The organism is Pseudomonas sp. P39-UII1, assembly GCF_039672635.1.
Taxonomy (GTDB): domain Bacteria; phylum Pseudomonadota; class Gammaproteobacteria; order Pseudomonadales; family Pseudomonadaceae; genus Aquipseudomonas.
The window spans coordinates 187,400-212,695 of the sequence record NZ_JBDFPP010000005.1; the positions used below are offsets into that span (position 1 = coordinate 187,400).

Annotated in this window: 23 protein-coding genes; 4 read left to right on the forward strand and 19 right to left on the reverse strand. The window is 63.3% G+C overall.

From position 1 onward, the window contains the following. Window positions 1–14: 14 nt before the first annotated feature. From ABEH27_RS09480 to paaF, 13 genes are all read right to left on the reverse strand, one after another. Window positions 15–1,577: a cation acetate symporter gene (locus tag ABEH27_RS09480; RefSeq protein WP_346613329.1), complete on the reverse strand. Its 1,563-nt coding sequence runs from the start codon at window positions 1,575–1,577 to the stop codon at window positions 15–17. Continuing rightward, on the reverse strand, window positions 1,574–1,882 hold the full coding sequence (locus tag ABEH27_RS09485) for a DUF485 domain-containing protein (protein ID WP_346613330.1): 309 nt from the start codon (window positions 1,880–1,882) through the stop codon (window positions 1,574–1,576). The genes ABEH27_RS09480 and ABEH27_RS09485 overlap by 4 nt, the downstream gene beginning before the upstream one ends. A gap of 150 nt (window positions 1,883–2,032) precedes the next feature. Continuing rightward, window positions 2,033–3,109 (reverse strand): 1,2-phenylacetyl-CoA epoxidase subunit PaaE, encoded by a 1,077-nt coding sequence (paaE, locus tag ABEH27_RS09490; protein WP_346613331.1) that lies wholly within the window; start codon window positions 3,107–3,109, stop codon window positions 2,033–2,035. Between the two features lie 15 nt (window positions 3,110–3,124). Beyond that, window positions 3,125–3,658 (reverse strand): 1,2-phenylacetyl-CoA epoxidase subunit PaaD, encoded by a 534-nt coding sequence (gene paaD / locus ABEH27_RS09495; RefSeq protein ID WP_346613332.1) that lies wholly within the window; start codon window positions 3,656–3,658, stop codon window positions 3,125–3,127. After that, window positions 3,645–4,403, reverse strand: coding sequence for a 1,2-phenylacetyl-CoA epoxidase subunit PaaC (paaC, locus tag ABEH27_RS09500; protein ID WP_346613333.1), 759 nt, complete (start codon window positions 4,401–4,403; stop codon window positions 3,645–3,647). Before paaC ends, paaD begins: the two co-directional genes overlap by 14 nt. A gap of 8 nt (window positions 4,404–4,411) precedes the next feature. After that, window positions 4,412–4,693: a 1,2-phenylacetyl-CoA epoxidase subunit PaaB gene (gene paaB, locus ABEH27_RS09505; RefSeq protein ID WP_346613334.1), complete on the reverse strand. Its 282-nt coding sequence runs from the start codon at window positions 4,691–4,693 to the stop codon at window positions 4,412–4,414. A 25-nt stretch (window positions 4,694–4,718) separates the two neighbouring features. Then, window positions 4,719–5,708: a 1,2-phenylacetyl-CoA epoxidase subunit PaaA gene (gene paaA / locus ABEH27_RS09510; RefSeq protein WP_346613335.1), complete on the reverse strand. Its 990-nt coding sequence runs from the start codon at window positions 5,706–5,708 to the stop codon at window positions 4,719–4,721. Window positions 5,709–5,894: 186 nt separating this feature from the next. Continuing rightward, a complete protein-coding gene (gene paaK, locus ABEH27_RS09515; protein WP_346613336.1) occupies window positions 5,895–7,214 on the reverse strand; it encodes a phenylacetate--CoA ligase PaaK in 1,320 nt (439 codons plus the stop codon). 113 nt (window positions 7,215–7,327) lie between these two features. Then, window positions 7,328–8,548: a 3-oxoadipyl-CoA thiolase gene (gene pcaF / locus ABEH27_RS09520; protein WP_346613337.1), complete on the reverse strand. Its 1,221-nt coding sequence runs from the start codon at window positions 8,546–8,548 to the stop codon at window positions 7,328–7,330. Further along, window positions 8,541–8,996, reverse strand: coding sequence for a hydroxyphenylacetyl-CoA thioesterase PaaI (gene paaI, locus ABEH27_RS09525; protein ID WP_346613338.1), 456 nt, complete (start codon window positions 8,994–8,996; stop codon window positions 8,541–8,543). The genes pcaF and paaI overlap by 8 nt, the downstream gene beginning before the upstream one ends. Then, a complete protein-coding gene (paaH, locus tag ABEH27_RS09530) occupies window positions 8,989–10,506 on the reverse strand; it encodes a 3-hydroxyacyl-CoA dehydrogenase PaaH (protein ID WP_346613339.1) in 1,518 nt (505 codons plus the stop codon). Before paaH ends, paaI begins: the two co-directional genes overlap by 8 nt. Window positions 10,507–10,508: 2 nt before the next feature. Further along, complete coding sequence (gene paaG, locus ABEH27_RS09535) at window positions 10,509–11,300, reverse strand: 2-(1,2-epoxy-1,2-dihydrophenyl)acetyl-CoA isomerase PaaG (RefSeq protein WP_346613340.1); 792 nt, start codon at window positions 11,298–11,300, stop codon at window positions 10,509–10,511. Between the two features lie 36 nt (window positions 11,301–11,336). Continuing rightward, the gene (gene paaF / locus ABEH27_RS09540; RefSeq protein ID WP_346613341.1) at window positions 11,337–12,110 is read right to left on the reverse strand and encodes a 2,3-dehydroadipyl-CoA hydratase PaaF; all 774 of its coding nucleotides are present in this window, start codon (window positions 12,108–12,110) and stop codon (window positions 11,337–11,339) included. A gap of 282 nt (window positions 12,111–12,392) precedes the next feature. Between paaF and paaY the strand changes: the two genes are divergently transcribed. The 3 genes from paaY to ABEH27_RS09555 all read left to right on the forward strand — a co-directional run bounded on the left by paaY (window position 12,393) and on the right by ABEH27_RS09555 (window position 15,813). After that, entirely contained in the window at window positions 12,393–12,992 is a 600-nt protein-coding gene (gene paaY / locus ABEH27_RS09545) for a phenylacetic acid degradation protein PaaY (protein WP_346613342.1), read from the forward strand. Window positions 12,993–13,069: 77 nt separating this feature from the next. Continuing rightward, complete coding sequence (gene paaX / locus ABEH27_RS09550; protein WP_346613481.1) at window positions 13,070–13,993, forward strand: phenylacetic acid degradation operon negative regulatory protein PaaX; 924 nt, start codon at window positions 13,070–13,072, stop codon at window positions 13,991–13,993. 32 nt (window positions 13,994–14,025) lie between these two features. After that, window positions 14,026–15,813, forward strand: a complete 1,788-nt coding sequence (locus ABEH27_RS09555) for an ATP-binding protein (RefSeq protein WP_346613343.1) — start codon at window positions 14,026–14,028, stop codon at window positions 15,811–15,813. 100 nt (window positions 15,814–15,913) lie between these two features. On the opposite strand, the gene rfaD is transcribed toward ABEH27_RS09555, so the two are convergent. Then, entirely contained in the window at window positions 15,914–16,945 is a 1,032-nt protein-coding gene (gene rfaD / locus ABEH27_RS09560) for an ADP-glyceromanno-heptose 6-epimerase (RefSeq protein WP_346613344.1), read from the reverse strand. A 347-nt stretch (window positions 16,946–17,292) separates the two neighbouring features. Between rfaD and ABEH27_RS09565 the strand changes: the two genes are divergently transcribed. Beyond that, window positions 17,293–18,678 (forward strand): amidohydrolase family protein, encoded by a 1,386-nt coding sequence (locus ABEH27_RS09565; RefSeq protein WP_346613345.1) that lies wholly within the window; start codon window positions 17,293–17,295, stop codon window positions 18,676–18,678. A 61-nt stretch (window positions 18,679–18,739) separates the two neighbouring features. Here the strand turns inward: ABEH27_RS09565 and ABEH27_RS09570 are convergent, their stop codons facing one another. The 5 genes from ABEH27_RS09570 to ABEH27_RS09590 all read right to left on the reverse strand — a co-directional run bounded on the left by ABEH27_RS09570 (window position 18,740) and on the right by ABEH27_RS09590 (window position 25,291). Continuing rightward, the gene (locus ABEH27_RS09570) at window positions 18,740–20,065 is read right to left on the reverse strand and encodes a carbohydrate porin (RefSeq protein WP_346613346.1); all 1,326 of its coding nucleotides are present in this window, start codon (window positions 20,063–20,065) and stop codon (window positions 18,740–18,742) included. A 125-nt stretch (window positions 20,066–20,190) separates the two neighbouring features. Continuing rightward, entirely contained in the window at window positions 20,191–21,510 is a 1,320-nt protein-coding gene (locus tag ABEH27_RS09575) for a cytochrome c (RefSeq protein WP_346613347.1), read from the reverse strand. An 8-nt stretch (window positions 21,511–21,518) separates the two neighbouring features. Then, window positions 21,519–23,285 carry a GMC family oxidoreductase gene (locus ABEH27_RS09580; RefSeq protein ID WP_346613348.1) on the reverse strand — a complete coding sequence of 589 codons (1,767 nt, stop codon included), beginning with the start codon at window positions 23,283–23,285 and terminating at the stop codon, window positions 21,519–21,521. A 15-nt stretch (window positions 23,286–23,300) separates the two neighbouring features. Beyond that, window positions 23,301–24,023, reverse strand: a complete 723-nt coding sequence (locus tag ABEH27_RS09585; RefSeq protein ID WP_346613349.1) for a gluconate 2-dehydrogenase subunit 3 family protein — start codon at window positions 24,021–24,023, stop codon at window positions 23,301–23,303. Window positions 24,024–24,262: 239 nt separating this feature from the next. Further along, a complete protein-coding gene (locus ABEH27_RS09590; RefSeq protein WP_138736632.1) occupies window positions 24,263–25,291 on the reverse strand; it encodes a LacI family DNA-binding transcriptional regulator in 1,029 nt (342 codons plus the stop codon). Window positions 25,292–25,296 lie beyond the last annotated feature (5 nt).

Genomic DNA, 25,296 nt, shown 5'->3' on the forward strand with positions numbered 1-25,296 from the left:
GACATATTCAAGGGTCAGTGCTTGCTTGCGCCAGCGGCGCCGATGCCGGTCATGGACCGGATGAACTGCGCCAGGTAACGGCCACGCTCTTCGCTGGCACGCACGGAGGTGTCCGTCACCGAGAACACCCAGGCGCCAAGGAACGCCAGGCTCATGGAGAACAGCGCCGGGTTGCTGTAGGGGAACAGCGCCCGCTCGTTGTGCAGCACGTTGACCCACACCGCCGGGCCCAGCACCACCAGCACCACGGCCGAAACCAGCCCGGCCATGCTGCCGCACACTGCGCCGCGGGTGGTCAGGCCCTTCCAGAACATGGAGAGCAGCAACACCGGGAAGTTGACCGAAGCGGCCACGGCCAGTACCAGGCCGGACAGGAAGGCAATGTTCTGCGACTCGAACACCAGCCCCAGCACCACCGCCAGCATGCCGATCACCAGCGTGGCGATCCGCGACACGCGCATTTCTTCTTGCTCCGTGGCCTGGCCCTTGCGCACCACGCAGGCATACAGGTCATGGGACACCGCCGAAGCCCCGGAAAGCGCCAGGCCAGCCACCACAGCCAGAATGGTTGCGAACGCCACGGCAGAGATGAAGCCCAGGAACAGGTTGCCACCCACCGCCTGCGCCAGGTGCACGGCGACCATGTTGCCGCCGCCGATGATCGCGCCGCTGGCATCGCGGTAGGCCGGTTCGGTGCCGACCATGACAATGGCGCCAAAACCGATGACGATCAGCAGCAGGTAGAAGTAGCCGATGAAGCCGGTGGCGTAGAACACGCTCTTGCGCGCTTCCTTGGCGTCGCTGACGGTAAAGAAGCGCATCAGGATATGCGGCAGCCCGGCGGTGCCGAACATCATGCCCAGGCCCAGCGAAATCGCATCCACCGGGTTCGACAGCAAGCCGCCCGGCGCCATGATCGCCTGGCCCTTGGCGTGCACGGCCACGGCGTTGGCGAACATCGCTTCGGTGCTGAAGCCGAAATGCTTGAGCACCATGAACGCCATGAAGGTGGTGCCCGAGAGCAGCATGACCGCCTTGATGATCTGCACCCAGGTGGTGGCGAGCATGCCGCCGAAGGTGACGTAGGCGACCATCAGCACGCCGACCAGCATGACCGCGTACAGGTAACTGATGCCGAACAGCAATTCGATCAACTTGCCGGCCCCGACCATCTGCGCCACCAGGTACATCAGTGCCACAGCCAGGGTGCCGAACGCCGAGCTGAGGCGCACCGGGGTTTGCGCGAGGCGGTAGGAAACCACGTCAGCGAAGGTGTATTTGCCCAGGTTGCGCAGGCGCTCGGCGATCAGGAACAGGATGATCGGCCAGCCGGCCAGTACGCCCAGGGCATACAACAGGCCATCGTAACCATTCAGGAACATCATCGCTGAAATGCCCAGGAAGGACGCTGCGCTGATCATGTCGCCGGCAATTGCCAGGCCGTTCTGCATGCCGGTCAGGCCGCCGCCGGCGGTGTAGAAGTCGCTGGCCGAGCGGGTGCGCAAGGCCGCCCAGCGGGTCACCAGCAGGGTGAAGCAGACGAACACCATGAACATCGAGATGGCGGTCCAGTTCATTGCGCGCACTCCTGCTTGACCTTGTCGTTAAGCGGGTCGAGCACGTTGTTGGCGCGGTGCACATAGATGCCGGTGAGGGCGAAGGACACCAGCACCATGAGCACCCCGACCAGCATGCCGACGGTGGTCACGCCGCCGCTGAGGGACTGGCCCAGGGTGCTGGGGGAGAACGCCACCAGCAGGACGAAGCCGTAGTAGATCACCAGCATGGCCAGTGTCAGGCTGCCGTTGAGGCGGCGCTTGCGCCGTACCAGGTGCTGGAAATCGGGGTGGTTGCTGATGCTCTCGATGTGTTCGGGGGTCATGGCAAGCGATCTCTTGGTGTTGTAATTGTTTTTGTTGAGGTCACGCGGGTGTTGCGGTGTTGCTGAGGGCCCTATCGCGGATGAATCCGCTCCTACATGGGCCGAGCAGGCCCGTAGGAACGAATTCACCGCGAAAAGGGTGACTCGGTTTCAGAGCTGGTCGAAGTCGAGGACCACCTTGTCGCTGAGCGGGTAGGTCTGGCACGACAACACGTACCCGGCCGCCACTTCGTAATCTTCCAGCGCATGGTTGCTGTCCATCTCCACCTCGCCCTCGATCACCCGGCACTTGCAGGTCGAGCACACCCCGGCTTTGCACGAGTAGGGCAGTTCGGCGCCGATGGCGTTGCCGGCGTCCAGCACGTTCTGGGTATTGCGCGGCAGGTCGAAGCTCAAAGCCCGCCCATCGCTGATCACGGTGATCTGGCTGAGCGCCGAATCGGCCTGGCGCGCCGCCTCGCGGGCTTCGCGACGGGTCTCGCTGCCGGCAGCAGCGAACAGCTCGAAATGGATGCGATCCTTGGCCATGCCGTTGCCCTGCAGGCTGTCGCGCACGGTCTCGGTCATGGCCTGCGGGCCGCAGATGAACGCAGCATCGAGGCTGGCCACGTCCATCCAGCGGGAGAACAGCTGGCCGCACTTGTCGGCGTCGATGCGGCCGTTGTACAGGTCGACGTCCTGCTGCTCGCGGCTGAACACGAAAATCAGGTTGAGGCGGTCGAGGTAGCGGTTTTTCAGGTCTTCGAGCGTGTTGCGAAACAGCGCGCCGGCGCTTGCGCGGTTGCCGTACAACAAGGTGAAGCGGCTGTGCGGCTCGCTGGCCAGGGTAGTGGCAATGATCGACAGGATCGGCGTAATGCCGCTGCCAGCGGCCACGCCCAGGTAGTTGCCCTGGCGGGTCGGCTGCAGCGGCACGAAGAAGCTGCCTGCCGGCGGCATCACCTCCAGTTGCTGGCCGGCCTTGAGCGTGTCATTGGCAAAAGCCGAGAAACGCCCGCCGGCTACCCGTTTGACGGCTACGCGCAGCTCGCCATCCTGCACGGCGCTGCAGATGGAATAGGAGCGGCGTACTTCTTCATCGTCCAGCTGGGTACGCATCACCAGGTACTGGCCCTGGGTGAAACGGAAGGCGTCCTGCAGGTGTGGTGGCACGTCGAAAGCAATCGATACCGCGTCGCGGGTTTCGTTGCGCACTTGCTTGATGGTCAGGCTGTGAAACTGGCTCATGGTGGCCTCCACGGCTCAAATGCATTTGAAATAGTCGAACGGCTCCAGGCACTCGCGGCAGCGGTACAGCGCCTTGCAGGCCGTGGAGCCGAACTGGCTGAGCAGTTCGGTGTGGTGGCTGCCGCACTGCGGGCAGCACACCTGGGGCGCCTCGCCGAGCAGGCTGCGCTTGCTGGCGCTGCCGCTGGGTGGGGCGATGCCGTAGGCGCGCAGGCGTTCACGGCCCAACGCACTGATCCAGTCGGTGCTCCAGGCCGGGGTCAGCCGACGCTCAAGGTCGGGCGCCGGAAAACCGGCCTGCTCCAGCGCCTGGCGGATATCGCCCTCGATCACTTCGGTGGCTGGGCAACCCGAGTAGGTGGGTGTGACCACCAGGTGCAGGTGGCCGGCACGCCAGCCCAGGTCACGGACAATGCCCAAGTCCACCACACTGACCACCGGCACTTCCGGGTCCATGACCTCGCCCAGTACCGCCCAGGCGCGCGCGAGGTCGTCGCTTTGCGGCGCCCGGGCACCGCGGTCACCGGCAATCAGCTCACCAGGTTGCATCGGGGTAGGCCCTTGGCAGGCACTGCATTTCGGCCAGCAACAGGCCCAGGTGTTCGGTGTGCAGGCCTTGGCGGCCACTGAGGTAGAAGTGGCTGGCTGCCTTGGGCAGGGGCAGTTCGACCGAGGCGAAGAGGGTGCTGACCTGTTTGAGCCAATCTGCGCCAACCTGCGCAGGGTCGGCCGCGATGCCGGCTTCGGCCAGTTGCACCTCGTTAGCGCTGCCTGCCGCGAGCTCGACAGTGAAGCGCCACAACGCCGGGATCGCCTCGAGCATGCGCCGACGGCTTTCGTCGGTGCCGCCGCCCAGGCGCTGCACCCATTCAGCCGAACGGCGCAGGTGGTAAGTGACTTCCTTGAGGGCCTTGGCAGCAATGCCGGCAATTCGTTCGTCGCTGGAGTCGACCAGCCGCTGCAGCACCGCGTAGTGCCAGGCGTCATAGAAGAACTGCTTGGCCATGGTCACGGCGAAGTCGCCATTGGGTTGCTCAACCAGCAACAGGTTGCGGTACGCGCGCTCGTCACGGCGAAACGCCAGGGCGTCGGCGTCGCGGCCGTCGTCCAGCAACTCGGCGGCGTAATCCAGCCAGTTGCGCGCCTGGCCCACCAGGTCGAGGCCGACGTTCATCAAGGCCAGCTCTTCTTCCAGTGCCGGTGCGTGGCCACACCATTCGCACAGGCGCTGGCCCTGGACCAGGGCGCTGTCGCCGAGCAACAGCAGGTAAGGGATGAGATCGTGCTTGTACATGGCCAACCTCACATGTGCCCGACTTCGTCGGGCAGTTGGTAGAAGCTGGCGTGGCGGTAGACCTTGTCGTCCGACGGCGCGAACAGCGGGTCTTTTTCGTCAGGCGAGGTGGCGGTGATCAGTGCCGAAGGCACCACCCACAGGCTGACCCCTTCGCTGCGGCGGGTGTACAGCTCGCGCGCGTTCTCGATGGCCATGGCGGCGTCGGCGGCGTGCACGCTGCCGACATGCTTGTGGTTCAGGCCGTGCTTGCTGCGTACGAACACTTCGTAGAGGGTCCAGACAGACATTTCAGATCTCCGCATCAATCGCCGCTCAGGCGGCGTTCTTGTTCTGTTGCTTGCGTGCGTAGGCCACGGCCGCTTCGCGCACCCAGGCGCCATCCTCGATGGCCTTGCGCCGGGTGGCGACGCGTTCCTGGTTGCACGGGCCGTTTCCCTTGATGACTTCGTAGAACTCGTCCCACTGGATTTCGCCGAAGTCGTAGTGGCCGCGGGCTTCGTTCCACTTGAGGTCGGGGTCGGGCGCCGTGCAGCCGAGCAGTTCGAGCTGCGGCACGGTCTGGTCGATGAAGCGCTGGCGCAGTTCATCGTTGGTCTGGCGCTTGATCTTCCAGGCCATCGACTGGGCGCTGTTGGGGGAGTGTTCGTCGCTGGGGCCGAACATCATCAGCGACGGCCACCACAGGCGGTTGATGGCGTCCTGGACCATGTCCTTCTGTGCCTGGGTGCCCTGGCGCATCATGGTCAGCAGCAGCTCGTAGCCTTGGCGCTGGTGGAAGCTTTCTTCCTTGCAGATGCGCACCATGGCGCGGGAGTAGGGGCCATAGGAGGTGCGCTGCAGCACCACCTGGTTGACGATGGCAGCGCCATCGACCAGCCAGCCCACCGCGCCCATGTCGGCCCAGCTCAGGGTCGGGTAGTTGAAGATGCTCGAATACTTGGCCTTGCCGCTGTGCAGCTTGGCGATTTCTTCGTCGCGGTCGGCGCCGAGGGTTTCCATGGCGCTGTACAGATACAGGCCGTGGCCGGCTTCGTCCTGGATCTTGGCCATCAGTTGCAGCTTGCGCTTGAGGCTGGGGGCGCGGGTGACCCAGTTGCCTTCGGGCAGCATGCCGACGATTTCCGAATGAGCGTGCTGGGAGATCTGCCGGATCAGGGTCTGGCGATAGGCCTCGGGCATCCAGTTCTTGGCTTCGATCTTGATTTCGGCGTCGATCTTTTCCTGGAAGTGGCGTTCTTCAGGCGACATCTCGTCCAGCGCCTTGACGCGTTTTACTCCGGTTTCCACTAGCTGTGCGTACATGTTCCGACTCCTGCTAAGGCATGAGTCATTTGTAAGCGATACAAAACATAACGTCAAACAGTTTTATGTGTATCAGATGAGTTTTATGTATCGTTTGGGGAGGCCGTGGGCTGCAAAGCAGCCCCCAGCTTTCTCCCAGGCAAAAAAAGCCCCGGGCCAGGCCGGGGCGCAAAGGCAGCCGATGACTCAGCCAGCCAACCGTTTATCGAACACGTGGCACGCCTTGCCTTCGGAGCGTTTCAGGGTACCGCAGGGCTGCAGTCGCACCTGGGTGCTGATGCCGATGTAGGTCTTGATCTGTTTGCTCAGTTCACCGGTGAGCAGCTTGCGCTGGCCGTCCTCCATGGTCTGGCACTCAGCCCGCAGCTCCACGTGCACCTCGACGCTGTCCAGATTGCCATTGCGATACAGATGAATCTCATAAAGCTCTGAAAGCTGTTTGACTTTAAGTACCTGCTCCTCGATCTGCGTCGGGAACACGTTGACCCCACGAATGATCAGCATGTCGTCACTGCGCCCGGTGATCTTGCCAATACGCCGCATCGGCCGCGCCGTACCGGGCAGCAGGCGCGTCAGGTCGCGGGTACGGTAGCGCACCATCGGCAGCGCCTCTTTGCTCAGCGAAGTGAACACCAGCTCGCCGAGTTGGCCGTCAGGCAGCACCGCGCCGGTCACCGGGTCGATGATTTCGGGGTAGAAGTGGTCTTCCCAGATGGTCGGGCCATCCTTGGTCTCGATGCACTCCATGGCCACGCCCGGGCCCATGATCTCGGACAGGCCATAGATATCCAGCGCATCGATGCCCAGCCGTTGCTCGATGGAGCGCCGCAGTTCGTCTGTCCATGGCTCGGCACCGAAGATGCCCAGGCGCAGTTTGAGGTCGTGCGGGTCGATGCCCTGGCGCTCGATCTCGTCGGCCAGGTTGAGCATATAGGAGGGCGTGACCATGATGATGTCGGGCTGGAAGTCCCGAATCAGCTGTACTTGCTTCTCGGTCTGGCCGCCCGACATGGGGATTACCGTACACCCCAGGCGCTCCGCCCCATAGTGCGCACCCAGGCCGCCGGTGAACAGGCCATAGCCGTAGGACACATGCACCTTGTCGCCCTTGCGCCCACCTGCAGCGCGGATCGAGCGGGCGACCACATTGGCCCAGGTGTCGATGTCGTTCTGGGTGTAGCCCACCACGGTCGGCTTGCCTGTGGTGCCGCTGGAGGCGTGCAGGCGCACCACCTCCTGCTGGGGCACGGCGAACATGCCGTAGGGGTAGTTGTCGCGCAGGTCGTTCTTGCCGGTGAAGGGGAATTTCGCCAGGTCGTCGAGGGACTTCAGGTCCTCCGGGTGGGCGCCGCACTCGTCGAAGCGTTTACGGTACAGCGGCACGTTGTCGTAGGCGTGGTTCAGGCTCCAGCGCAACCGCTCCAGCTGGTGCTGACGCAGGGCGTCGACACTGGCGGTTTCCATCGGGTCCAGCAGGGCACGATCGGCATCATGGTACATGTTCATGGCATCACTCGAATTGTTCTTGTAGACCGGCGCCTTCCTCTATAAGGAGCGGCGCCGTGAGTGTCATGGACGCAGCATAACCGGCGGCGTCGCGTTCAGTAACAAGCCATTGGTCAGAGGCGTTCGATGACCATGGCAATGCCTTGGCCGACACCGATGCACATGGTGCACAGGGCGTAGCGGCCGGCGCTTTCTTCCAGTTCGTGCAGGGCGGTGGTGACCAGGCGGGCGCCGCTCATGCCCAGCGGGTGGCCAAGTGCAATGGCGCCGCCGTTACGGTTGACCCGCGCGTCGTCATCAGCCAGGCCCAGCTCGCGCAACACGGCCAGGCCTTGGGCGGCGAAGGCTTCGTTGAGCTCGATGACGTCCATGTCGGCCAGTGACAGGCCGGTCAGTTCCAGCACCTTGTGGGTCGCCGGCACCGGGCCGATGCCCATGATGCGTGGCTCAACGCCGGCCACCGCCATGCCGACGATCCGCCCTCGCGCCTTCAGGCCATGGCGGCGGGCGGCTGCGCTGCTGGCCAGCAACAGCGCGCACGCACCATCGTTGACCCCCGACGCATTGCCCGCCGTGACGCTGCCGCCTTGACGGAACGGCGTACCCAGCCTGGCCAGTTGCTCCAGGGTGGTGTCGGCGCGCGGGTGTTCATCCTGCTCGACCCGAATGGCCGGGCCTTTGCGCTGGGCGATTTCCACCGGCACGATTTCACGTGCCAGCCGGCCGCGGGCCTGGGCGGCGGCGGCCTTGTGCTGGCTGCGCAGGGCGAAAGCATCCTGGTCGGCACGGCAGATAGCGAACTGGTCGGCGACGTTTTCGGCCGTTTCGGGCATCGAATCGATGCCGAACTCGGCCTGCATCAGTGTGTTGACGAAGCGCCAACCGATGGTCGTATCGAACAGCTCGGCGCTGCGGCCAAAGGCCTGCTCGGACTTGCCCATGACAAAAGGTGCACGCGACATCGACTCGACGCCGCCGGCCAGCATCAGCCCGGCTTCACCGCAGCGCAGGGCGCGGGCGGCGTTGCCGATGGCGTCCATGCCGGAGCCGCACAGGCGGTTGATCGTGGTGCCGGGCACGCTGATCGGCAGGCCGGCCAGCAGCGCGGCCATGCGCGCCACGTTGCGGTTGTCCTCACCGGCCTGGTTGGCGCAACCAAGGATCACGTCGTCGATGGCGGACCAGTCAAGCGCCGGGTAGCGCGCGACCAGCGCCTTGATTGGCACGGCGGCCAGGTCGTCGGCGCGTACGCTGCTGAGGGCGCCGCCGTAACGGCCGATCGGCGTGCGCACGGCATCGATGATCAGCGCATCGAGGGGAGGGTGTTCAGTCATTTGCGGTCTCCTGCGCGAGCACCGTGCCGCGCACTTTGTAGGATTTGCCGTGGAACAGGGCGATCAGCTCGCCGCGCTGGTTTTCGATGCGCACGTCGTACAGCCCGGTGCGGCCCTTGCGGCTCATTTCGGCCGCACTTGCAGTCAGCACATCACCGCACAGTGCGGGGGCGACGTAGTCGATGCTGCAGCCCAGGGCGACCGTGGCTTCGTCGTAGCTGTTGCACGCGAAGGCAAAGGCCGAGTCGGCGAGGGCGAAGAGGAAACCACCGTGGCAGGTGCCGTGGCCCTGGATCATGTCGGCGCGCACCGGCATGCTCAGGCGGGCCTGGCCTGCGCCGGCACTGCGCAGGCGGATGCCCAGGGCCTGGCTGGCCTGGTCGCGGGAGAACAGGGCGGCGGCGCAGGCCTGGGCCAGTTCGTCCGGGGTGCGTTGCAATTCAGTCATGCAGGCGGGCTCCTTGGGCGTGGCTGCGGCGCAGCAGCAGGGAAGGGCGGTAGCGGCTTTCGCCATAGCTGGCCTGCAGGTGTTCCAGCACGCACAGCGTGTAACCCAGGCCGATCTGCTCGGCCCAGGCCAATGGGCCGCGTGGGTAATTGACCCCGGCGCACATGGCCAGGTCGATGTCGGCGGCGCTGCCGACGCCTTGCAACACGGCATCGGCGGCCTCGTTGGCAAGCATGGCCACGGTCCGCAGCACCACCAGGCCAGGCAGGTCGGCAACCGCGGCCACCTGGATGCCTGCCCGGTGCAGCAGTGCGACAACCTGGTCACGTGCCGTGGCAGTGGTGTCGGCCGACCAGCTGATGGCGATGCGCGAAGCCGTGCGGTAATCCAGGGCCAGATCGATCAGCACCAGGTTGCGCAGGCCCTCATCCCGGGCACGCTGGCTGGCCAGGCGCCCATCGCAAAGCGCAAGGGCCGCATCGCCGACCTGGATCACGCCACGGCCTGCGCGTTCGGTAATGGCAAGCCCACTGTCGCGCAAGCGCTCAACCAGCGGCTGCAGCGCCCCGAGATGGCCTTCGACCACGCAGCGGTCAACCGTCAGCGCACTGGCAAGTTCTGCCACGGGCGGGCGCTCGGCGCCTTCGGCGTAGCGATAGAAGCCATGCCCGCTCTTGCGCCCGAGACGGCCCGCATCGACCAGCTCCTTCTGTACCAGCGAGGGCTGGAAGCGGGAATCACCATAAAATGCATCGAACACCGAACAGGTGACGGCGTAGTTGACGTCATGCCCGATCAGGTCGGTGAGTTCGAACGCGCCCATGCGGAAACCACCGGCATCGCGCAGCAAGGCATCGAGTGTTGCGCAGTCGGCCGCGCCCTCCTGCAGCAGGCGCAGGCTTTCGGCATAGAACGGCCGCGCCACGCGATTGACGATGAAACCGGGCGTGGAACGGGTGTGAACCGGCTTTTTACCCCAGGCCTTTGCCGTGTGATAAAGCACGGCGGCGACGTTTGGCTCGGTGGCCAGGCCCGAAACGATTTCAACCAGCGCCATCAACGGCGCAGGGTTGAAGAAGTGCATGCCGACCACGTTCTGCGGCCGGGCAAGGCCCGCCGCCAGGCTGGTGATCGACAGGGACGAGGTATTGCTGGCGAGTATGCAGTCCTCTGCGCACAGTGCTTCCAGCTGGCGTAACAGGTCTTGCTTGACCTGCAGGTTTTCGACGATGGCCTCGATCACTAGCCGGGCGTCGACCAAGGCTTCGATCACCTCCACCGGCTGCAGGCGCGCCACGATCGCTTCGCGGGCATCGGGCTGCAGTTTGCCTTTTTCTACAAGGCGACCGAGCTGGCGATCGATACCGGCCACGGCCTGCGCCGCAACACCGGGGCGGTTATCGTAGAGCTTTACCGGGTGGCCAGCCTGGGCTGCCACCTGGGCGATACCAGCCCCCATGGCGCCCGCACCGATCACTGCGACCACGGCACTGCTTTGAAGTGCTTGCATGTTCAACGCCCCTTGAACGCGGGTGTGCGCTTGTTCATGAAGGCGCTCACGCCCTCACGATAATCTTCACTGCGCCCGGCCAGGCGCTGCAGGTCGCGCTCAAGCTCCAGCTGCTGGTCGAAGCCATTGTCGAAACTGGCATTGAGGCTGCGCTTGATCAGTGCCAGGCCGTAGGTGGGCTGGCTGGCCAGGTGGCGGGCGAGGGCGATGGCCTCGTCGCGCAGCTCGGCATCGTCGACCACGCGGTGGATCAGGCCCCACTGCTGCGCCTGCTCGGCGCTCAGGCGCTCGCCGAGCATCGCCAGCGCTTTGGCCCGTGCCATGCCAACCAGCCGCGGCAGCAACCAGGTGCCGCCGGAATCGGGGACCAGGCCAATCTTGCAGAAGGCCTGGATGAAACTGGCGGAACGGGCCGCCAGCACCAGGTCGCAGGCCAGCGCAATGTTCGCCCCGGCGCCTGCCGCCACGCCATTGACTGCGCAGATGACCGGCAGCGGCAGGTCACGCAGGGTGCGCACCAGCGGGTTGTAGAACGTGTCGATGGACTCGCCCAGGTCAGGCATTGCCGCGCCAGGGGCGACATTGCGGTCGGACAGGTCCTGGCCTGCGCAGAAGCCGCGGCCTTCCCCGGTTACCAGCAGCACCCGTGCTTCGCTGCTCTGGCGCACCTGCTTGAGCGCCTCGCGCACCTCCATGTGCATCTGCGTGTTGAAGCTGTTGAGTTGCTCGGGGCGGTTCAGGATGAGCTGGGCAACACCGCCCTCGATGGAAAACAGAATGTGCTCGAACGTCATGGAAGGCTTGCTCCGTCAGGCGATGGGAAGGGCAAATCAACGGCCTTTGAACTGGGCCGGGCGTTTTTCCTGGAAGGCGCGGATGCCTTCGTCGCGGTCGGTGGTACCGGCCAGCAGGGTGAAGGCGTGGCGCTCGAAGCGCAGGCCGCTGGCAAGGTCGGTGTCGCCGGCCTTGAGCAGCGCCTCCTTGGCCAGGCGCACCGCCAGCGGCGCCTTGGCGGCGATGCTGCGGGCAACTTGGGTAGCGCGCTCCACCGTCAGTTCTGGCTGGGTGATTTCGCTGACCAGGCCGGCTTGCAGGGCATGCCGGGCGTCAATCGCTTCACCGGTGAGGACCATCTGCATCGCCAGGGGCTTGCCGACGGCGCGCAGCAAGCGCTGGGTGCCACCGGCACCGGGGATGATGCCAAGGTTGATTTCAGGCTGGCCGAAGCGGGCATCGCTGCCCGCGATCACGATGTCGGCACACATCGCCAGCTCGCAGCCACCGCCCAGGGCGTAGCCGTTCACGGCAGCGATCAGGGGTTTGCAGAAGGCCGCAATGCGCTGCCAGTGGGCAACCCGCGGGTCATTGAGAATGCCAACCAGGTCACGCTCGGCCATTTCGCGAATATCGGCACCGGCGGCGAACGCCTTGCGGCTGCCGGTAATGACCACGGCGCGGGTCTGCTCGTCGCGCTCTGCGGCATCCAGTTCGGCGGCCAGCTCTGCCAGCAGTTCGGTGCACAGGGCATTGAGGGCCTCTGGGCGTTGCAGGGTGATCCGGCGAACGCCGTGTTCCGGCGCCTGCACTAGGAGATAACGCGGCATGTCGGGGTCCTCAAGCTGCTTGGCCCGGCGCATCGAGTGGCCGGCTTTTTTTGGAATTGTCTGCAGGGGCGACGGGTGAGCGTGCCCAGGTGCGGTCAATATAAACACCATGCGATACACACAATCAATAGCGAAATACGGATTGTGTATCTCGTTATACGACCTTTAGCTCTGTAGATTCTCCCAGGAACAAGCAATTTAGCTGCGTTCAAGAGGATTGACGCCCAGCAGGCATACGATACAAGATCAAGATACGATACGAATCATTTCAGGAGATACGACATGCCCTGCTACCGACTCGACGGCCTGACCCCCGTCATCGATCCGACGGCCTATGTCCACCCAAGCGCCGTATTGATCGGTGACGTCATCGTCGGCGCGCACTGTTATGTAGGGCCACTGGCCTCGCTGCGCGGTGATTTCGGGCGCATCGTCCTGGAGGAGGGCGCCAACCTGCAGGACACCTGCGTGATGCATGGCTTCCCCGGTGGCGACACGGTGATCGAGCGCAACGGCCATGTTGGCCATGGTGCGGTGCTGCATGGCTGCCGCGTGGGCGCTGACGCACTGATCGGCATGAATGCGGTGGTCATGGACGGCGCCCGCATCGCGCCGCGCTGCATCGTCGGCGCCACGGCGTTCGTCAAGGCCGGGTTCGAGTGCGCCGAACAGAGCCTGGTAATCGGCTCACCCGCCCAGGCCAAACGCCCATTGACCGAGCAGGAACTGCGCTGGAAGCAACGCGGCACCGCCGAATATCAACGCCTCAGCCAGCGCTGCATGGCCAGCCTGGTCGAATGCCCACCACTGGCCGCAGCCGAACCCCAGCGCCCGCGCATGGGTGACGGCGGCTTCCGGCCCAAAGGCGAGGAGGGCGCATGAACCTCCCTGCAGCGCGCAATGGCCAGGCGGGCCGCCGCACAGGTATAGTCGGTGGTTTCTCCGCGCACAGTTCCTCTATGAGCAACCTCGCCCCGCTGAACCACCTGATCACCCGCTTTCAGGAGCAGACGCCGATCCGCGCCAGCTCGCTGATCATCACCCTGTACGGCGATGCCATCGAGCCCCATGGCGGTACGGTCTGGCTCGGCAGCCTGATCAACCTGCTGGAACCTGTCGGCATCAACGAACGGCTGATCCGCACGTCTATCTTCCGCCTGACCAAGGAAGGCTGGCTGACCGCTGAAAAGGTCGGCCGGCGCAGTTACTACAGCCTTACCGGTACCGGCCGCAGGCGTTTCGAGAAGGCGTTCAAGCGTGTCTACAGCCCCAGCCAGCCGGCCTGGGACGGCGCCTGGACCCTGGTCTTGCTGTCGCAACTCGACCCCGGCAAACGCAAGGCCGTGCGCGAAGAACTGGAATGGCAGGGTTTCGGCGCCATGGCCCCGAACGTGCTCGGTTGCCCGCGCGCGGACCGCGCCGACCTGGCCGCGACCCTGCGCGAGCTGGAAGCGAGCGACGACAGCATCGTCTTCGAAACCCATACGCAGGAAGTACTGGCCTCCAAGGCCATGCGCGCGCAGGTGCGCGAAAGCTGGCGTATTGACGAACTGGGGCAACAGTACAGCGAGTTCATCCAGCTGTTCCGGCCACTGTGGCAAGGCTTGAAAGAACAGGACGCGCTCAACCCTGAAGACTGCTTCCTGGCCCGCACCTTGTTGATCCACGAGTACCGCAGGCTGCTGTTGCGCGACCCGCAGCTGCCCGACGAGCTTTTGCCGGGTGACTGGGAAGGCAGGGCGGCAAGGCAGTTGTGCCGCAACCTGTATCGGCTGGTGTTCGCCCAGGCGGAGGCGTGGTTGAATACGGCACTGGAAACGGCCGATGGCCCTTTGCCGGACGTGAACGAAAGCTTCTACAAACGATTTGGTGGGTTGGCTTGAGGCTGCAAGGCTGACCACCTCGAGGGACCGACATGACAACCACCGCGCTGGCCGACATCGACCTGTTGCACAGCATCAGCGTTACCCTGATCGGCGAGCAGGACCGCCGGGCGCTCTATGACAAGATCGTCGACGCCGCCGCCAGCATCACCGGCTCGCAATTTGCGACGATGCAGGTGCTTTGCCCGCCCGATCATCCGTCTGGGCATGGCGGGCAGCTGCAATTGCTGTGCTCGCGCGGGCTGCCCCCCGAGGCCGTGCAGTTCTGGCAGTGGGTGCGCCACGATGCGCTGAGCAGCTGCGGCCTGGCCCTCAGGCGTGGCGAGCGTGCGGTCGTCTCGGACTTTGAACGGTGGGACGAGATCACCGGCACCGAAGAGCTGCTGTGCTTCCGCAATGCCGGCATCCGGGCAGCACAGACCACGCCACTGCAATCGCGCAGCGGCCAGTTGCTGGGCATGATCTCTACGCACTGGAGCCAACCGCATCAGCCCTCGGAGCGGGTTTTGCGCCTGCTCGACATTCTGGCGCGAACAGCCGCTGACCTGCTGGAGCGGACAATAGCCGAAGAAGCCTTGCGCGAACTCAACGAGACGCTGGAGCAAAGGGTTAGCCAGCGCACGGCAGAGTTGATGGCTGCCGAAGAACAACTGCGCCAGTCGCAGAAAATGGAAGCGGTTGGCCAATTGACCGGCGGCCTGGCGCACGATTTCAACAACTTGCTTGGCAGCATCAGTGGTTCGCTCGAGCTGCTCAGCCATCGCATCCATCAGGGCCGCATGGGGGAAGTCGACAAGCACATCAGTGCCGCACGAAGCGCCGCCAGCCGCGCTGCCATTTTGACCCACCGCCTGTTGGCGTTTTCGCGGCGTCAGACACTGGAGCCCAAGGCTGTGGAGCTCCCCACGTTGTTGCATGGCATGAGTGAGCTGGTACAGCGCACGGCAGGGCCCGGCATTCGGGTCGATACCCTGTGCGACGTGGCACTTTGGCCCGCGTTCGTCGATGCCAGCCAACTTGAGAACGCGTTGCTGAACCTCTGCAATAATGCTCGCGATGCCATGCCTGGCGGGGGGCAGATCACCTTGGCGGCGCGCAACCTGGCGCTGACGGTGCACGAGGCCCCACAACATGACCTGGCGCCTGGGCAATACCTGCACCTGAGCGTAACCGACACCGGCATCGGCATCGCGCCTGAGGTGCTACCTCATGTCTTCGAACCTTTTTACACCACCAAACCCGTAGGGCAGGGCACGGGGCTGGGGCTTTCGATGATCTACGGCTTCGCGCAGCAATCGGGCGGCCAGGTGAAGATCCACTCGAAGCAGGATGAAGGCACGCGGGTCGATCTTTATTTGCCTCGGCATAGCGGTGATGTGGCCGAACCCGAGCAGGACGCGGCAAAAGCGCCTGAGATTGAGCTACAGCAGGGAAAGGTCATATTGCTGGTGGAAGATGAGCACACGATGCGCATTATCCTGCAGGAAACCCTGGAGGAACAGGGCTACCAGGTGCTCCAGGCGGGCGATGGTGTCGCAGCGCTCGAACTGTTGCGCTCAGGGGGAGACGTCGACCTGCTGGTTAGCGATGTGGGCTTGCCTGGCGCAATGGATGGGTGGCAACTGGCCGAACAGGCGACTGCGATCCAACCCGCTCTGAAAACAATGTTCATCACGGGATATGTGCAAGCAGCGGGGAGGCAAGTGCTGACCAAGCCGTTTACCTTGCAAGCATTTGCAAGTCGGGTGACTGAGCTGTTGGCCGATCCAGCAATCAGCCAGGCTACCAAGGCAGACGCTACGGTCATGGTTAAATCCTAACTACACTAAATGACTATTTAGTGTAGTTATCGCCAAGATTTAGCCAATAAATGCCTGAGGAGCAGCTGAAAGTACCCGGACTGGGCTTGAATGCGCAATATCAAGCTGCCGCCGCATTCTTCAACGGAGCCGGTGACGGGCTTTGGATACCCTGCAACCAATCGCAGTAGCGGGCCACGCCTTGCTGGGCAGTCAATGTAGGCGCCGTATAGCCGGCAGCGCGCAAGCACCTCAGGTCTGCGCAGGTGTAACACTGGTACTTGCCCCGCAAATGCTCAGGAAATTCGCTGTACTCCAGAATGCCTTCGAGCAAGGCCATCTCGAGTGACAACGGGGGTTGGTCTTGCCGCTCACGCAGCCGATTGATCACGGCCAAGGCCACGTCATTGAATGGCTGGGCGCGGCCACTGCCTACGTTGAAGATGCCGCTGGATTGCGGGCTATCAAGGAAGAACATGTTCACCTTGACCACATCCTCCACAGAGACGAAATCACGCAGATGGCCACCGTTCGGGTACTCGCCATAACTGCCGAACAGGCTGACTTTGCCGTGGGCCTGGTACTGGTTGTAGCAGTGCAGGGCCACTGACGCCATAGTGCCTTTGTGCTGCTCATGGGGCCCGTAGACGTTGAAATAACGCAACCCGACGATCTGGCTGCGTGCGGCCGGTAGCTGCCGGCGTACGTGTTGATCGAAGAGAAATTTCGAATAGCCGTAAACATTCAGCGGGCGCTCACATTCACGTTGTTCGCGAAAGTCCTGGCCTGCGCCGTAGACGGCTGCCGATGATGCGTATAAAAACGGGACCTGCTGATGTTGAGCAGCCGCCAGCAACTCACGACTGAACCGGTAGTTGTTATCCATCATGAAGCGACCGTCCGCTTCAACGGTGCTCGAACATGCGCCTTGATGCAGTACGGCGCGCACCTTGCCGAACTGGCCACGGCTGAAGCGCTCGAGGAAGTCGTCCTTGTCCAGGTAATCGGAAATTTCGCTGCAGGCCAGGTTGCGGAATTTGTCACCGTCAGTCAGGTCATCGACAGCGATGATTTCGGTTTCGTTGCGTTGGTTGAGCGCCTGAACGAGGTTGCTACCGATAAAGCCCGCGGCGCCGGTTACGATGATCGTCATGCCAGATTCCCCGTGAGGGTGCGGAGCCCGCATTTTAATCACGGGGAAGTGAGGTGGCGTTAACCTGGGTCAAGGAATGGCCGGATTCGGGCTTTTGGAGATTGGCCTGGTTTCAAATCTGTCACCTCCGGCCCAGCAGCAAAATACGTAGGTTCGCATAATGCATATTATGTTAAATGCAGTATTATTCGTTACTTCGCAAACGATCAACACCCGCCTGTAATCAGCACATCACCCCAGCGCCGCCGCACCAACGAACTCGAGCTCCACCATCACTGTCGCATTTACGAATGCTCGCTTCGCTGGCGAAGTGACTCTGTAGCACCACATTCCAGGATGAAAGCTTAATGGCCATTGATCGCCGCACATTGCTACAACTCGGCTCGTTAGCAGGCGCCAGTCTGATGCTTCCAGTTCAGGCCAGCGTCCTCCCACAAGAGCGCGCTGGTCGCCTGCTAATTCGCAATGCCACTGTGACAACCATGGATCCCGCGCTTGGCGACATGAACAGTGCCGACGTACTGATCGAGCACGGCATTATCCGCCAGCTCGGCACGGGCCTGGACGCCTCTCAGGCCCAGGTAATCGACGCAACGGACATGATCGTGATACCAGGGTTCATCGATACCCACTGGCATTTGTGGAACAGCCTGCTGCGCAACAGCGCGCCTGTTCCGGGTGGGCCTGCCTTCTTTGTTAGCCAGCAAGCCACCAGCAAGCGCTTTACCCCTGCCCTCACCGAACTCAGCGTCCGCCTCGGGCTGGCTGAGGCCGTTCACGCGGGCATCACCACGGTCAACAGCTGGGCGCACAACATCCGCGACCCCGACTTCGCACAGGCCGAACTGCGCGCGCTGGCTTCCAGCGGATTGCGGGCGCGGCTGTGGTACGGCTACGCGCAGGACTTGCCGGCCACCGGCTTAATGGACTTCAAGGACATCGAGCGTATCCAGTCCCAACTGCAGGCCTCCGCGCATCGGCGTATCGATCTTGGTTTGGCCAGCCGCGGCCCGGAACGCACCGAAGCGCCGATCTGGGAAGAAGAATTTGCATTTGCCAAAGCCCATGGTCTGCCTGTATCCACCCATATTGCCGTCAGCCGCCAGATGCAGGAGAAAAAGGCTATTCAACAACTGGCTAGCCGAGGCCTGTTGAGCCCGTCCGTGCAGCTGGTGCATGCCACCCACGCCGATGAACAAGACATGGCCAGCATCGCGCAGGCGGGCGCGACCGTGTGCATCACACCCTTGACTGAAATGCGTGTTGGCTATGGACTGCCCCCAGTGGCGGCGCTGCATCGCGCGAAACTACCGGTCACGCTCGGCATCGACACGTTGATACTGGGTGGTAATGCCAACCCGTTCATGCTCATGCAGACCTGCCTCAACCTGGCTATCGGCACTTCCGGTGATGAGCAACTGATGACCGCCAGGGATGCGTTGCATTGGGCCACACAGGGGGCGGCGCATGCCATGGGCATCGGCCAGGAAACAGGTTCGATCTCTGTGGGCAAGCGGGCCGACCTGGCACTGATCGACACCCGCAGGCTGGGCATGTTCCCAGTCAACGATCCCGTGGCGTGCATCGTTCAGTCGGCGACTCCAGCAGACGTCGACACCGTGATCGCCGACGGCCGTATCGTCAAACGTGGGGGCCAACTCATCGGGCTCGATACAGCCACGCTCCGCAGCCAGGCCCTGGCTGCGGCACGGCACTTGTTGCAGCAAGGCTGACCCGCTTGCAAGCAGGGCAAGGCTTGTGCCTTGCCCGGCGCGCGTACCAGCACTGCTGTACTCAGAAGCTCGCTTGCACCTTCAAACCGCCTACCCAGGCATCGTCAACCTGTTTCACCCCGCCTGGGTGACGCACAAACTGCAGGTTCGGCCGCACCGTCAGCCAATCGGCTAGATGAATGCCATAGTTCAGCTCGGCGTTGTACTCGGTCTCCTGGATCGGCAAATAGTCGGGGTTGCCGTAGTCATCGATCCCGTTGACCTGATTGGTCAGCGCCGCATTCTTTCGGTAGGCCGCGTTCACATGGACTTCCGATAGTGCCAGGCCGACATCGTCCTTTGGCCGTGCATCGAATGGGCCCTTGTAGATAGCGCCCACCGACAAGTAGTGATCGACCTTGCTGGTCTTACGGTCATGAGCCGTGCCCATTGCAAAAACGGTCAGCCCGCGTGAAGCATCACCAGCGTGCTGGGTTATCTGCTGCATGGCACCCAGCCACACGCCGTGCTTGTTCGATGCGCTGCGATAGGCTGCTCCGCTTATTACAGCAGGCTGGCCACGGCTGTCCTTGAGCACGTCCTTGGCGTTGGACGTACTGTAGTAATAACCGGCACGGTACTCACCCGGTAGGCCGTCAATGCGCGGCTGCCATACCAGTTCCAGCGGCAGCACCGCTCCCTCGGTGCCGCTGCCACTGAGCTTGAAGCCATTGTCGTTCTGAGTGTTCGACGGGTTCTGCTCGTACGCGCCGATTTGCGCAAACAGCTCGGGACTGAGCTGGTACTTGACCCGCAGCGCCCACTGGGTGATCGGCCAGTTGTACCAGATGCCACCCCAGTTCCCGACCTGCGAGCCGCAAAAAGTCAGGTTCTGAAAGTTGCAGTCAAAGCTGTTGAAGTCCTCACCCTCACCGAAGCGCCCCGCCTTGATATCCAGGTGCCGATCGAAGAACGCTTGCTGGTAGTACAGCTGGGTCATGCGCCAATGCGAGCCACGGCCCCAGACTTCCTGCGACGAGCTGAGCGTACCGGTGCGGGGGTCGCCAACGCGGTCGTTGGAAATGTTGTCGCCGTTGCGGTTGGCCACGGTCAGCTGGAAGCGCGCGTCGTGCCAGCCGAGCAGTTTCTCCAGGTCGAAACGGGCGCCCAAGGAATATTGGTCGCTGTAACGGGCAGTACGGTCGTTGTTGTAGCCGCCGCCAAGATTGGCACCGATTTCGCCGACATAAGCGAATTCGAAGTCCACGCCCTGCTGAGCCAGGTCGCTGCGGGCGCCATTCCAGTCGCCCAGCGCCCAAGGGGAATCGCTGGCAAAAGGCTCTGCAGCATGAACGGTCGGGGCGCAGACCAAAGCGGCAAGCAAGACGCGCTGTTTGAAAATGGACATTGATGGTTCTCTTTGTTATTGGATGCTGCCTGTTGCGGCTCTCGCCGCCAAAGGGCCTGCGGCACAGGTGGTGCACAGGGCCAATGGCCGTGCTCCACCTGTGCCGCAGGTTCAGCCGCGGGTGATTACTGAACGCTGGCGCGCATTTGCTCAGGCAGCTCAAGCTGCTTGCGCATCTTCGTCACTTCCGCAGCTGTGACCGGCTGGGCACTGTTGCCCCAGCTGTTGCGGGCAAATGTGAGGATGTCGGCGATCTCGCTGTCACTGAGCTTCCAGTCGAACGCCGGCATGCCGGCACCGGTGGTGTAGGTGTGGGTATGCACCGCACGCGCCCCCCCCAGGACCACGCTGGTGAGCGTGTCGGTGTTGGTCGCCAGGATCGCCTTGTTGCCGGCGAAACCAGTGATCATATGGCTCACACCCTCGCCCGCAGTGCCGTGACAGGCCGAACAGTGCACCTCGTACCCTTGCCCGCCGCGTTGCATGCGCGCATCGCTTGCGGCCAGTGCTTGAGGTGCGGGTTGCGGCGTGCCAGGCAACGACTTGAGGTAAACCGCAATGGCGCGCAGGTCTTGCTCGGTCAGGTGCTGCGTCGAGTTCTCGATCGCTTCGGCCATCGGCCCACTGGCCACTGCCACACCGTCACTGCCGGTTTTCAGGTAGTCGACGATCTGCTCGACCGAGCTGTCCCCCAAGCCCTGGTGCGGGTCGTTGGTGATGTTAGGCGCGAACCAAGTGCCTACCAGCCCACCCTGCAGGGCCTGGCTGGCAATCGGGCCACCCAAGGCGTTACGCGGGCTGTGGCAGGCTGCACAGTGCCCTGCCCCGTCAACCAGGTACCGGCCACGGTTCCACTCCACGCTTTGCCCAGGATCGGGGGCGTATGGCTGGTTGTCGAAAAACATCCAGTTCCAGCCGGCCATCAGCAAACGCTGGTTGAACGGGAAGTTCATGCCCGCCAGCTCGTCGACTTTGTGCGCCTTCGGCTCGATCGTGCTGAAGAATGCCCACAGCGCGCGCAGGTCATCGTCGCTCATGCGCGTGTAGTCGGTGTAAGGCATTGCCGGGAACAGCAGGCCATGACGGCCCTGGCCCTGGCGCACCGCATTGAAGAAGTCGCGCTGGGTGTAGTTGCCTATACCGGTTTCGCGGTCGGGGGTAATGTTGGACGACTGAATATCACCGAATGGCGTGCCGATCACATAGCCACCGGCAAAATCGCCACTCTTGGCCGTATGGCAGGCCGCACAGTCAGCGCCCCGCATTACATACTCACCCTGCTTGATCAGCGCCGCATCAGTGGACTTGAAATCGCCAAGACGCACCGTATCGTCAGCCACCTGCGAGCGTGCGGTGGAGTTGGCCTGGATGACCAGGCCGAGCATCACGGCACCAGCCAAGGCCAGCACGCCGCCGCCGATCAGGGCGGTTTTCTTGTTGAGCATCGCGGGCCTCACACCAGGGAACCGGGGTTGTGCTGATACTTTTCATGGATCGCGCGTGCCGTACGAATGGCCAAAGCGCCGACGGTGCTGGTGGGGTTGTAACCCGCGTTGGTCGGGAACGCCGATGCGCCGACCACGAACACGTTGTGTGCATCCCAGCTTTGCAGGTAGGTGTTGACCGCGCTGGTAAGCGGGTCTTCGCCCATGATCATGCCGCCTTGGGTGTGGTTGGAGTTCTCGTCGTACGGGCTCCAGGACTTTGCCGCCGAATTGAACGTTTGTACGTGCTTGGCACCCATCTTCTTGCCAATGTCCACTGCGCGCTGCTCGATGAAGCGGGCCATGTTGCGGTCGTTCTGGTTCCAGTCGAAGGTCATGCGCAGCAGCGGTGTGCCCCAGCGGTCCTTGTAGTTCGGGTCCAGTGACAAGTAGGCATCGCGGGTCGGCATCGAGGTGCCCTGGCCGAAGATGATGCCGTAGTTCTGGTAGTTGTCCTGGTAGTTCTGCTTGAAGCCTTTACCCCAGCGCGGGGTACCAGGCGGCAGCAGGCCGGAGCGACCAATCGGCATGCCCTCGCGGGAAACAGTGAGCAAGCCGGCGCCGCCAATGAAGTCGTGCTGGCTGTGATCGAAGTTGTCACCGTTGTAGTCGTCGACCTGGATACCCAGGCCACCAGCGCCAATGAACGGGTTGAGTGTCTGGTCCTCGAACCACACGTGGGCGCCCGAGCAGGTCTGGTAGTTGTAGGCACGGCCAAGAGTGCCGGTCTGGGTCACCGGGTCGTACTGCTGACCGATCTGGCTGATCATCATCAGCCGCGCGTTATCATAGGTGAACGAGCACAGCGCGACGATATCGGCCGGCTGGATCACTTCGCGGCCCTGTTCGTCGAAATAGCTCACGCCGGTGGCGGTCTTGCCGTCTTCAGCCTTATGGATCTTGGTCACGTAACCCTGGGTGATCAGGGTGAAGTTCTTGCGCCGCATCAGCGCCGGGATCACGCAGGCCTGGGGCGAAGACTTGGAGTAGTTACCGCAACCGTGGAACATGCAATAGCCACAGTAGGTGCAAGGCGCCATGCTTACCCCGAGCGGGTTCACATAGGCCGCGCCGACGTGGGCGACGGGGATGTAGAACGGGTGCAGGCCCATTTGCGCAGTGCTGTCGCGGTACATCTGCATCAGCTGCGATTCTTTGAGCGCTGGCGTCGGGAATTCCCGGCTGCGTGGCCCTTCGAAGGGGTTGCCACCAGGTTGCAGCTTGCCGTTGATATTGCCAGCCACACCGGAAATACCGGCGATGCGCTCGAAGCGGTCGTAGAACGGCTCGAGGTCGGCATAGGTGATGCCCCAGTCCTGCACCTGCTCCAGGCCCTTGAGCTTGCTCGCGCCGTAGCGCTCCAGCGTGGCCGAGCGCACGCGGAAGTCCCACTCGGAGAAGCGCCAGGCCATGCCGGCCCAATGGAAGCCTGCGCCACCGACCGACTTGCCCATCTGGAAGGCCTTCAGTTCACGCGTCGGCACCGCGGTCTGGCCTGACTGATTGCGGAACGTCAGGGTGTAATCACCTGGCTGCAGCAGCAGCTCGCGGCGTATGGTCCAGCGCAGTTCGTCCGGGTCGACCGCTGGCGGGGTATCGGTGGAGGTGTCGAGCCAGGGGCCGCGGTCGATGGCCACCACTTCCAGTCCGGCTCGAGTGAGTTCTTCGGCCATCAGCGAGCCGGCCCAGCCCAGGCCGACGATCACGACGTCAGCTTTCTTGCGTTGAATTGCCATGGGTATCTCCTGGGCTCAGCTCACCGGGATCAGGCTGATGGGCTCAAGGCCCAAGTCCTGACCGCGCCGGTCGATGTATTGGCGGTAGTCGTAACGGGCACCGGGGAAGCCAACCAGCTTCCAGCCGACCATCCCGCGGTTGCCGCCGTAAAGCGGGTCGGAGAAGTAGCCCTCACGCACGCTCATCAGCAGGAACTCGAACAGCCGGTTGCTGCTGCCCTTGCCTTCCCAATCGAGCTTGCCGGCCTCCAGATCAGACAGCACAGCGTCCATCTGCTCGCCTTCGAGCTCGGCGAAGGGTTTGGAATGGCGCGCCCGGGCGTGCCGGTCAATGAACGCGAGCCCAGCCAGGGTGTAGTCGCGGCGGGTGCGCAGGCTGATGGTCAGGCCCATCAGTTGCGACTCGTCGGCGCGCAGCGGCTGGTCCAGATAGAGGTCTTTCGACTCACCATAGGGCCCATTCATCTGGGCATCGAGAAAGTCCACGCACCCCGCTTCACTGGCCGATGGCCCAAGCTGGTCTTGGGGGATCAAGCGGTCGAACACCGCCGTCAGGGTGGCGCGAGCCTGGCCTTTGAACACGTTGCCCTGGCCGCCGCTCATGACCGGTGACGGCAGCATTTCGCGGGTCAAGCCGGTTTCTGAGGGCACCGACTTGAGTTCCACCGCACCGACCTTGGCAAGGCCTGCGGCGGCGAACAGCGCACCCATAGAACGCAAGGCGTCCCTACGCTTCATGGAATTCTCCTTATCGACAATCACGGGGGACCGTGGGCAGGTAGCGGTTTTTCGGGCGCACAAAGGCACACGGCGCGCACGGATGAGCACGTCGAAGCGATGGGGATGCAGTGGGCGAACGAAAAGCGCGGGATGCTGGGAGGTGTACCTGGCGACCTGCCAATCACGGCGGGCGCCAGTGTAGGGCGCGACATTACGCCACGCCATTGAGGCTTTGACGTGTTTACGTCAAAACACCATCAGGGTCGGACAGAATCAACGGTCTCGTCGATCACTATACGCAGCTGTGGGTGCACTTGCGGGGGCGCGGCCAGGTCACCGTTGGCGTAGAGCAGTTGCTGGATGGCGGCTTCTGCCTGCCCTTCAGGGTCCTGGTCGAGTACCAACGACAGCACCCCTTCGGCGAGCATCGCGGCATGCTGATGCGTCGCCTCATGGCTGATCCAGACAGGGCTTGCCTTGAAACGCTTCAGCCCGCGATGCACTCCGGTCGATCCACTGCCCGTGGTATACAACCCGGCGATTGGCGCAGCCTGGCTGGCGTATTCGCTGAGTGTCGCCGCGTTCAGGTCGTCATCATCAAAGCATTCCAACGGCCCAAGCACCGCGACGTTCGGCGCCCGTTCGCCCATGACTTCGAGAAACCCTTGAACCCGCTGCTGATGAGCGTGGTACAGCAGCGAATTGGTCACCAGCAATACCGGGCCCTGACCCGGGCGGACCCACTGGCTCATCAGCCGGCCGGCGGCACGGCCGGCCTTGTGGTTATCGATGCCGACATAGGTTGCGCCCGTCAGCCCCGAGAGGCTGCTGGTCAGCAGCACCACCGGAACGCCGGCATCCATTTGCGCCTTCAGCGCAGCGCGTACTTCAGGGGTGTCCTGAGCCACCACGATCATGCCCTGGCGCGGCACCTTGGGCTTATTGATCAACGCCAGCAACTGCTGCGGATCTCGCTCTTGCCAGACTTGGCGCTGCAGGACCAGGCGCGAGCGGTGCATCTGCGCCTGCTGAACGAACGCTGCCGTCAGCCGCTGGAAGTGATCGGTTGCACTGTCGACCATCAGCAGGTCGAAACGCAGCAGACCGTGCACCGGCGATGGCAGTAAGCGCTTGAGCCCTAGAGCCTGCGCCGCTTGCAGCACTTTGCGGCGCTTACTGTCGGAGACACTGCCGCGTTCGTTCAACACGCGGTCCACGGTGCTCAGGCTGACCCCTGCCTGACGGGCAACATCGGCCATGCGCTGGCGACGCTCGATCTTGTCCACCTTGC

Excerpts from the sequence above, each read along its gene's own strand:
- paaD (WP_346613332.1), bottom strand. The coding sequence starts at position 3,658 with ATGCAACCTGGTGAGCTGATTGCCGGTGACCGCGGTGCCCGGGCGCCG.
- paaX (WP_346613481.1), top strand. The coding sequence starts at position 13,070 with ATGAGCAACCTCGCCCCGCTGAACCACCTGATCACCCGCTTTCAGGAG.
- ABEH27_RS09585 (WP_346613349.1), bottom strand. The coding sequence starts at position 24,023 with ATGAAGCGTAGGGACGCCTTGCGTTCTATGGGTGCGCTGTTCGCCGCC.
- paaI (WP_346613338.1), bottom strand. The coding sequence starts at position 8,996 with ATGACTGAATTGCAACGCACCCCGGACGAACTGGCCCAGGCCTGCGCC.
- paaH (WP_346613339.1), bottom strand. The coding sequence starts at position 10,506 with ATGCAAGCACTTCAAAGCAGTGCCGTGGTCGCAGTGATCGGTGCGGGC.
- ABEH27_RS09565 (WP_346613345.1), top strand. The coding sequence starts at position 17,293 with ATGGCCATTGATCGCCGCACATTGCTACAACTCGGCTCGTTAGCAGGC.
- ABEH27_RS09575 (WP_346613347.1), bottom strand. The coding sequence starts at position 21,510 with ATGCTCAACAAGAAAACCGCCCTGATCGGCGGCGGCGTGCTGGCCTTG.
- paaE (WP_346613331.1), bottom strand. The coding sequence starts at position 3,109 with ATGAGCCAGTTTCACAGCCTGACCATCAAGCAAGTGCGCAACGAAACC.
- ABEH27_RS09570 (WP_346613346.1), bottom strand. The coding sequence starts at position 20,065 with ATGTCCATTTTCAAACAGCGCGTCTTGCTTGCCGCTTTGGTCTGCGCC.
- paaK (WP_346613336.1), bottom strand. The coding sequence starts at position 7,214 with ATGAACATGTACCATGATGCCGATCGTGCCCTGCTGGACCCGATGGAA.
- ABEH27_RS09485 (WP_346613330.1), bottom strand. The coding sequence starts at position 1,882 with ATGACCCCCGAACACATCGAGAGCATCAGCAACCACCCCGATTTCCAG.
- rfaD (WP_346613344.1), bottom strand. The coding sequence starts at position 16,945 with ATGACGATCATCGTAACCGGCGCCGCGGGCTTTATCGGTAGCAACCTC.
- paaB (WP_346613334.1), bottom strand. The coding sequence starts at position 4,693 with ATGTCTGTCTGGACCCTCTACGAAGTGTTCGTACGCAGCAAGCACGGC.
- pcaF (WP_346613337.1), bottom strand. The coding sequence starts at position 8,548 with ATGACTGAACACCCTCCCCTCGATGCGCTGATCATCGATGCCGTGCGC.
- paaF (WP_346613341.1), bottom strand. The coding sequence starts at position 12,110 with ATGCCGCGTTATCTCCTAGTGCAGGCGCCGGAACACGGCGTTCGCCGG.
- paaG (WP_346613340.1), bottom strand. The coding sequence starts at position 11,300 with ATGACGTTCGAGCACATTCTGTTTTCCATCGAGGGCGGTGTTGCCCAG.
- ABEH27_RS09555 (WP_346613343.1), top strand. The coding sequence starts at position 14,026 with ATGACAACCACCGCGCTGGCCGACATCGACCTGTTGCACAGCATCAGC.
- ABEH27_RS09480 (WP_346613329.1), bottom strand. The coding sequence starts at position 1,577 with ATGAACTGGACCGCCATCTCGATGTTCATGGTGTTCGTCTGCTTCACC.
- paaY (WP_346613342.1), top strand. The coding sequence starts at position 12,393 with ATGCCCTGCTACCGACTCGACGGCCTGACCCCCGTCATCGATCCGACG.
- ABEH27_RS09580 (WP_346613348.1), bottom strand. The coding sequence starts at position 23,285 with ATGGCAATTCAACGCAAGAAAGCTGACGTCGTGATCGTCGGCCTGGGC.
- paaC (WP_346613333.1), bottom strand. The coding sequence starts at position 4,403 with ATGTACAAGCACGATCTCATCCCTTACCTGCTGTTGCTCGGCGACAGC.
- paaA (WP_346613335.1), bottom strand. The coding sequence starts at position 5,708 with ATGTACGCACAGCTAGTGGAAACCGGAGTAAAACGCGTCAAGGCGCTG.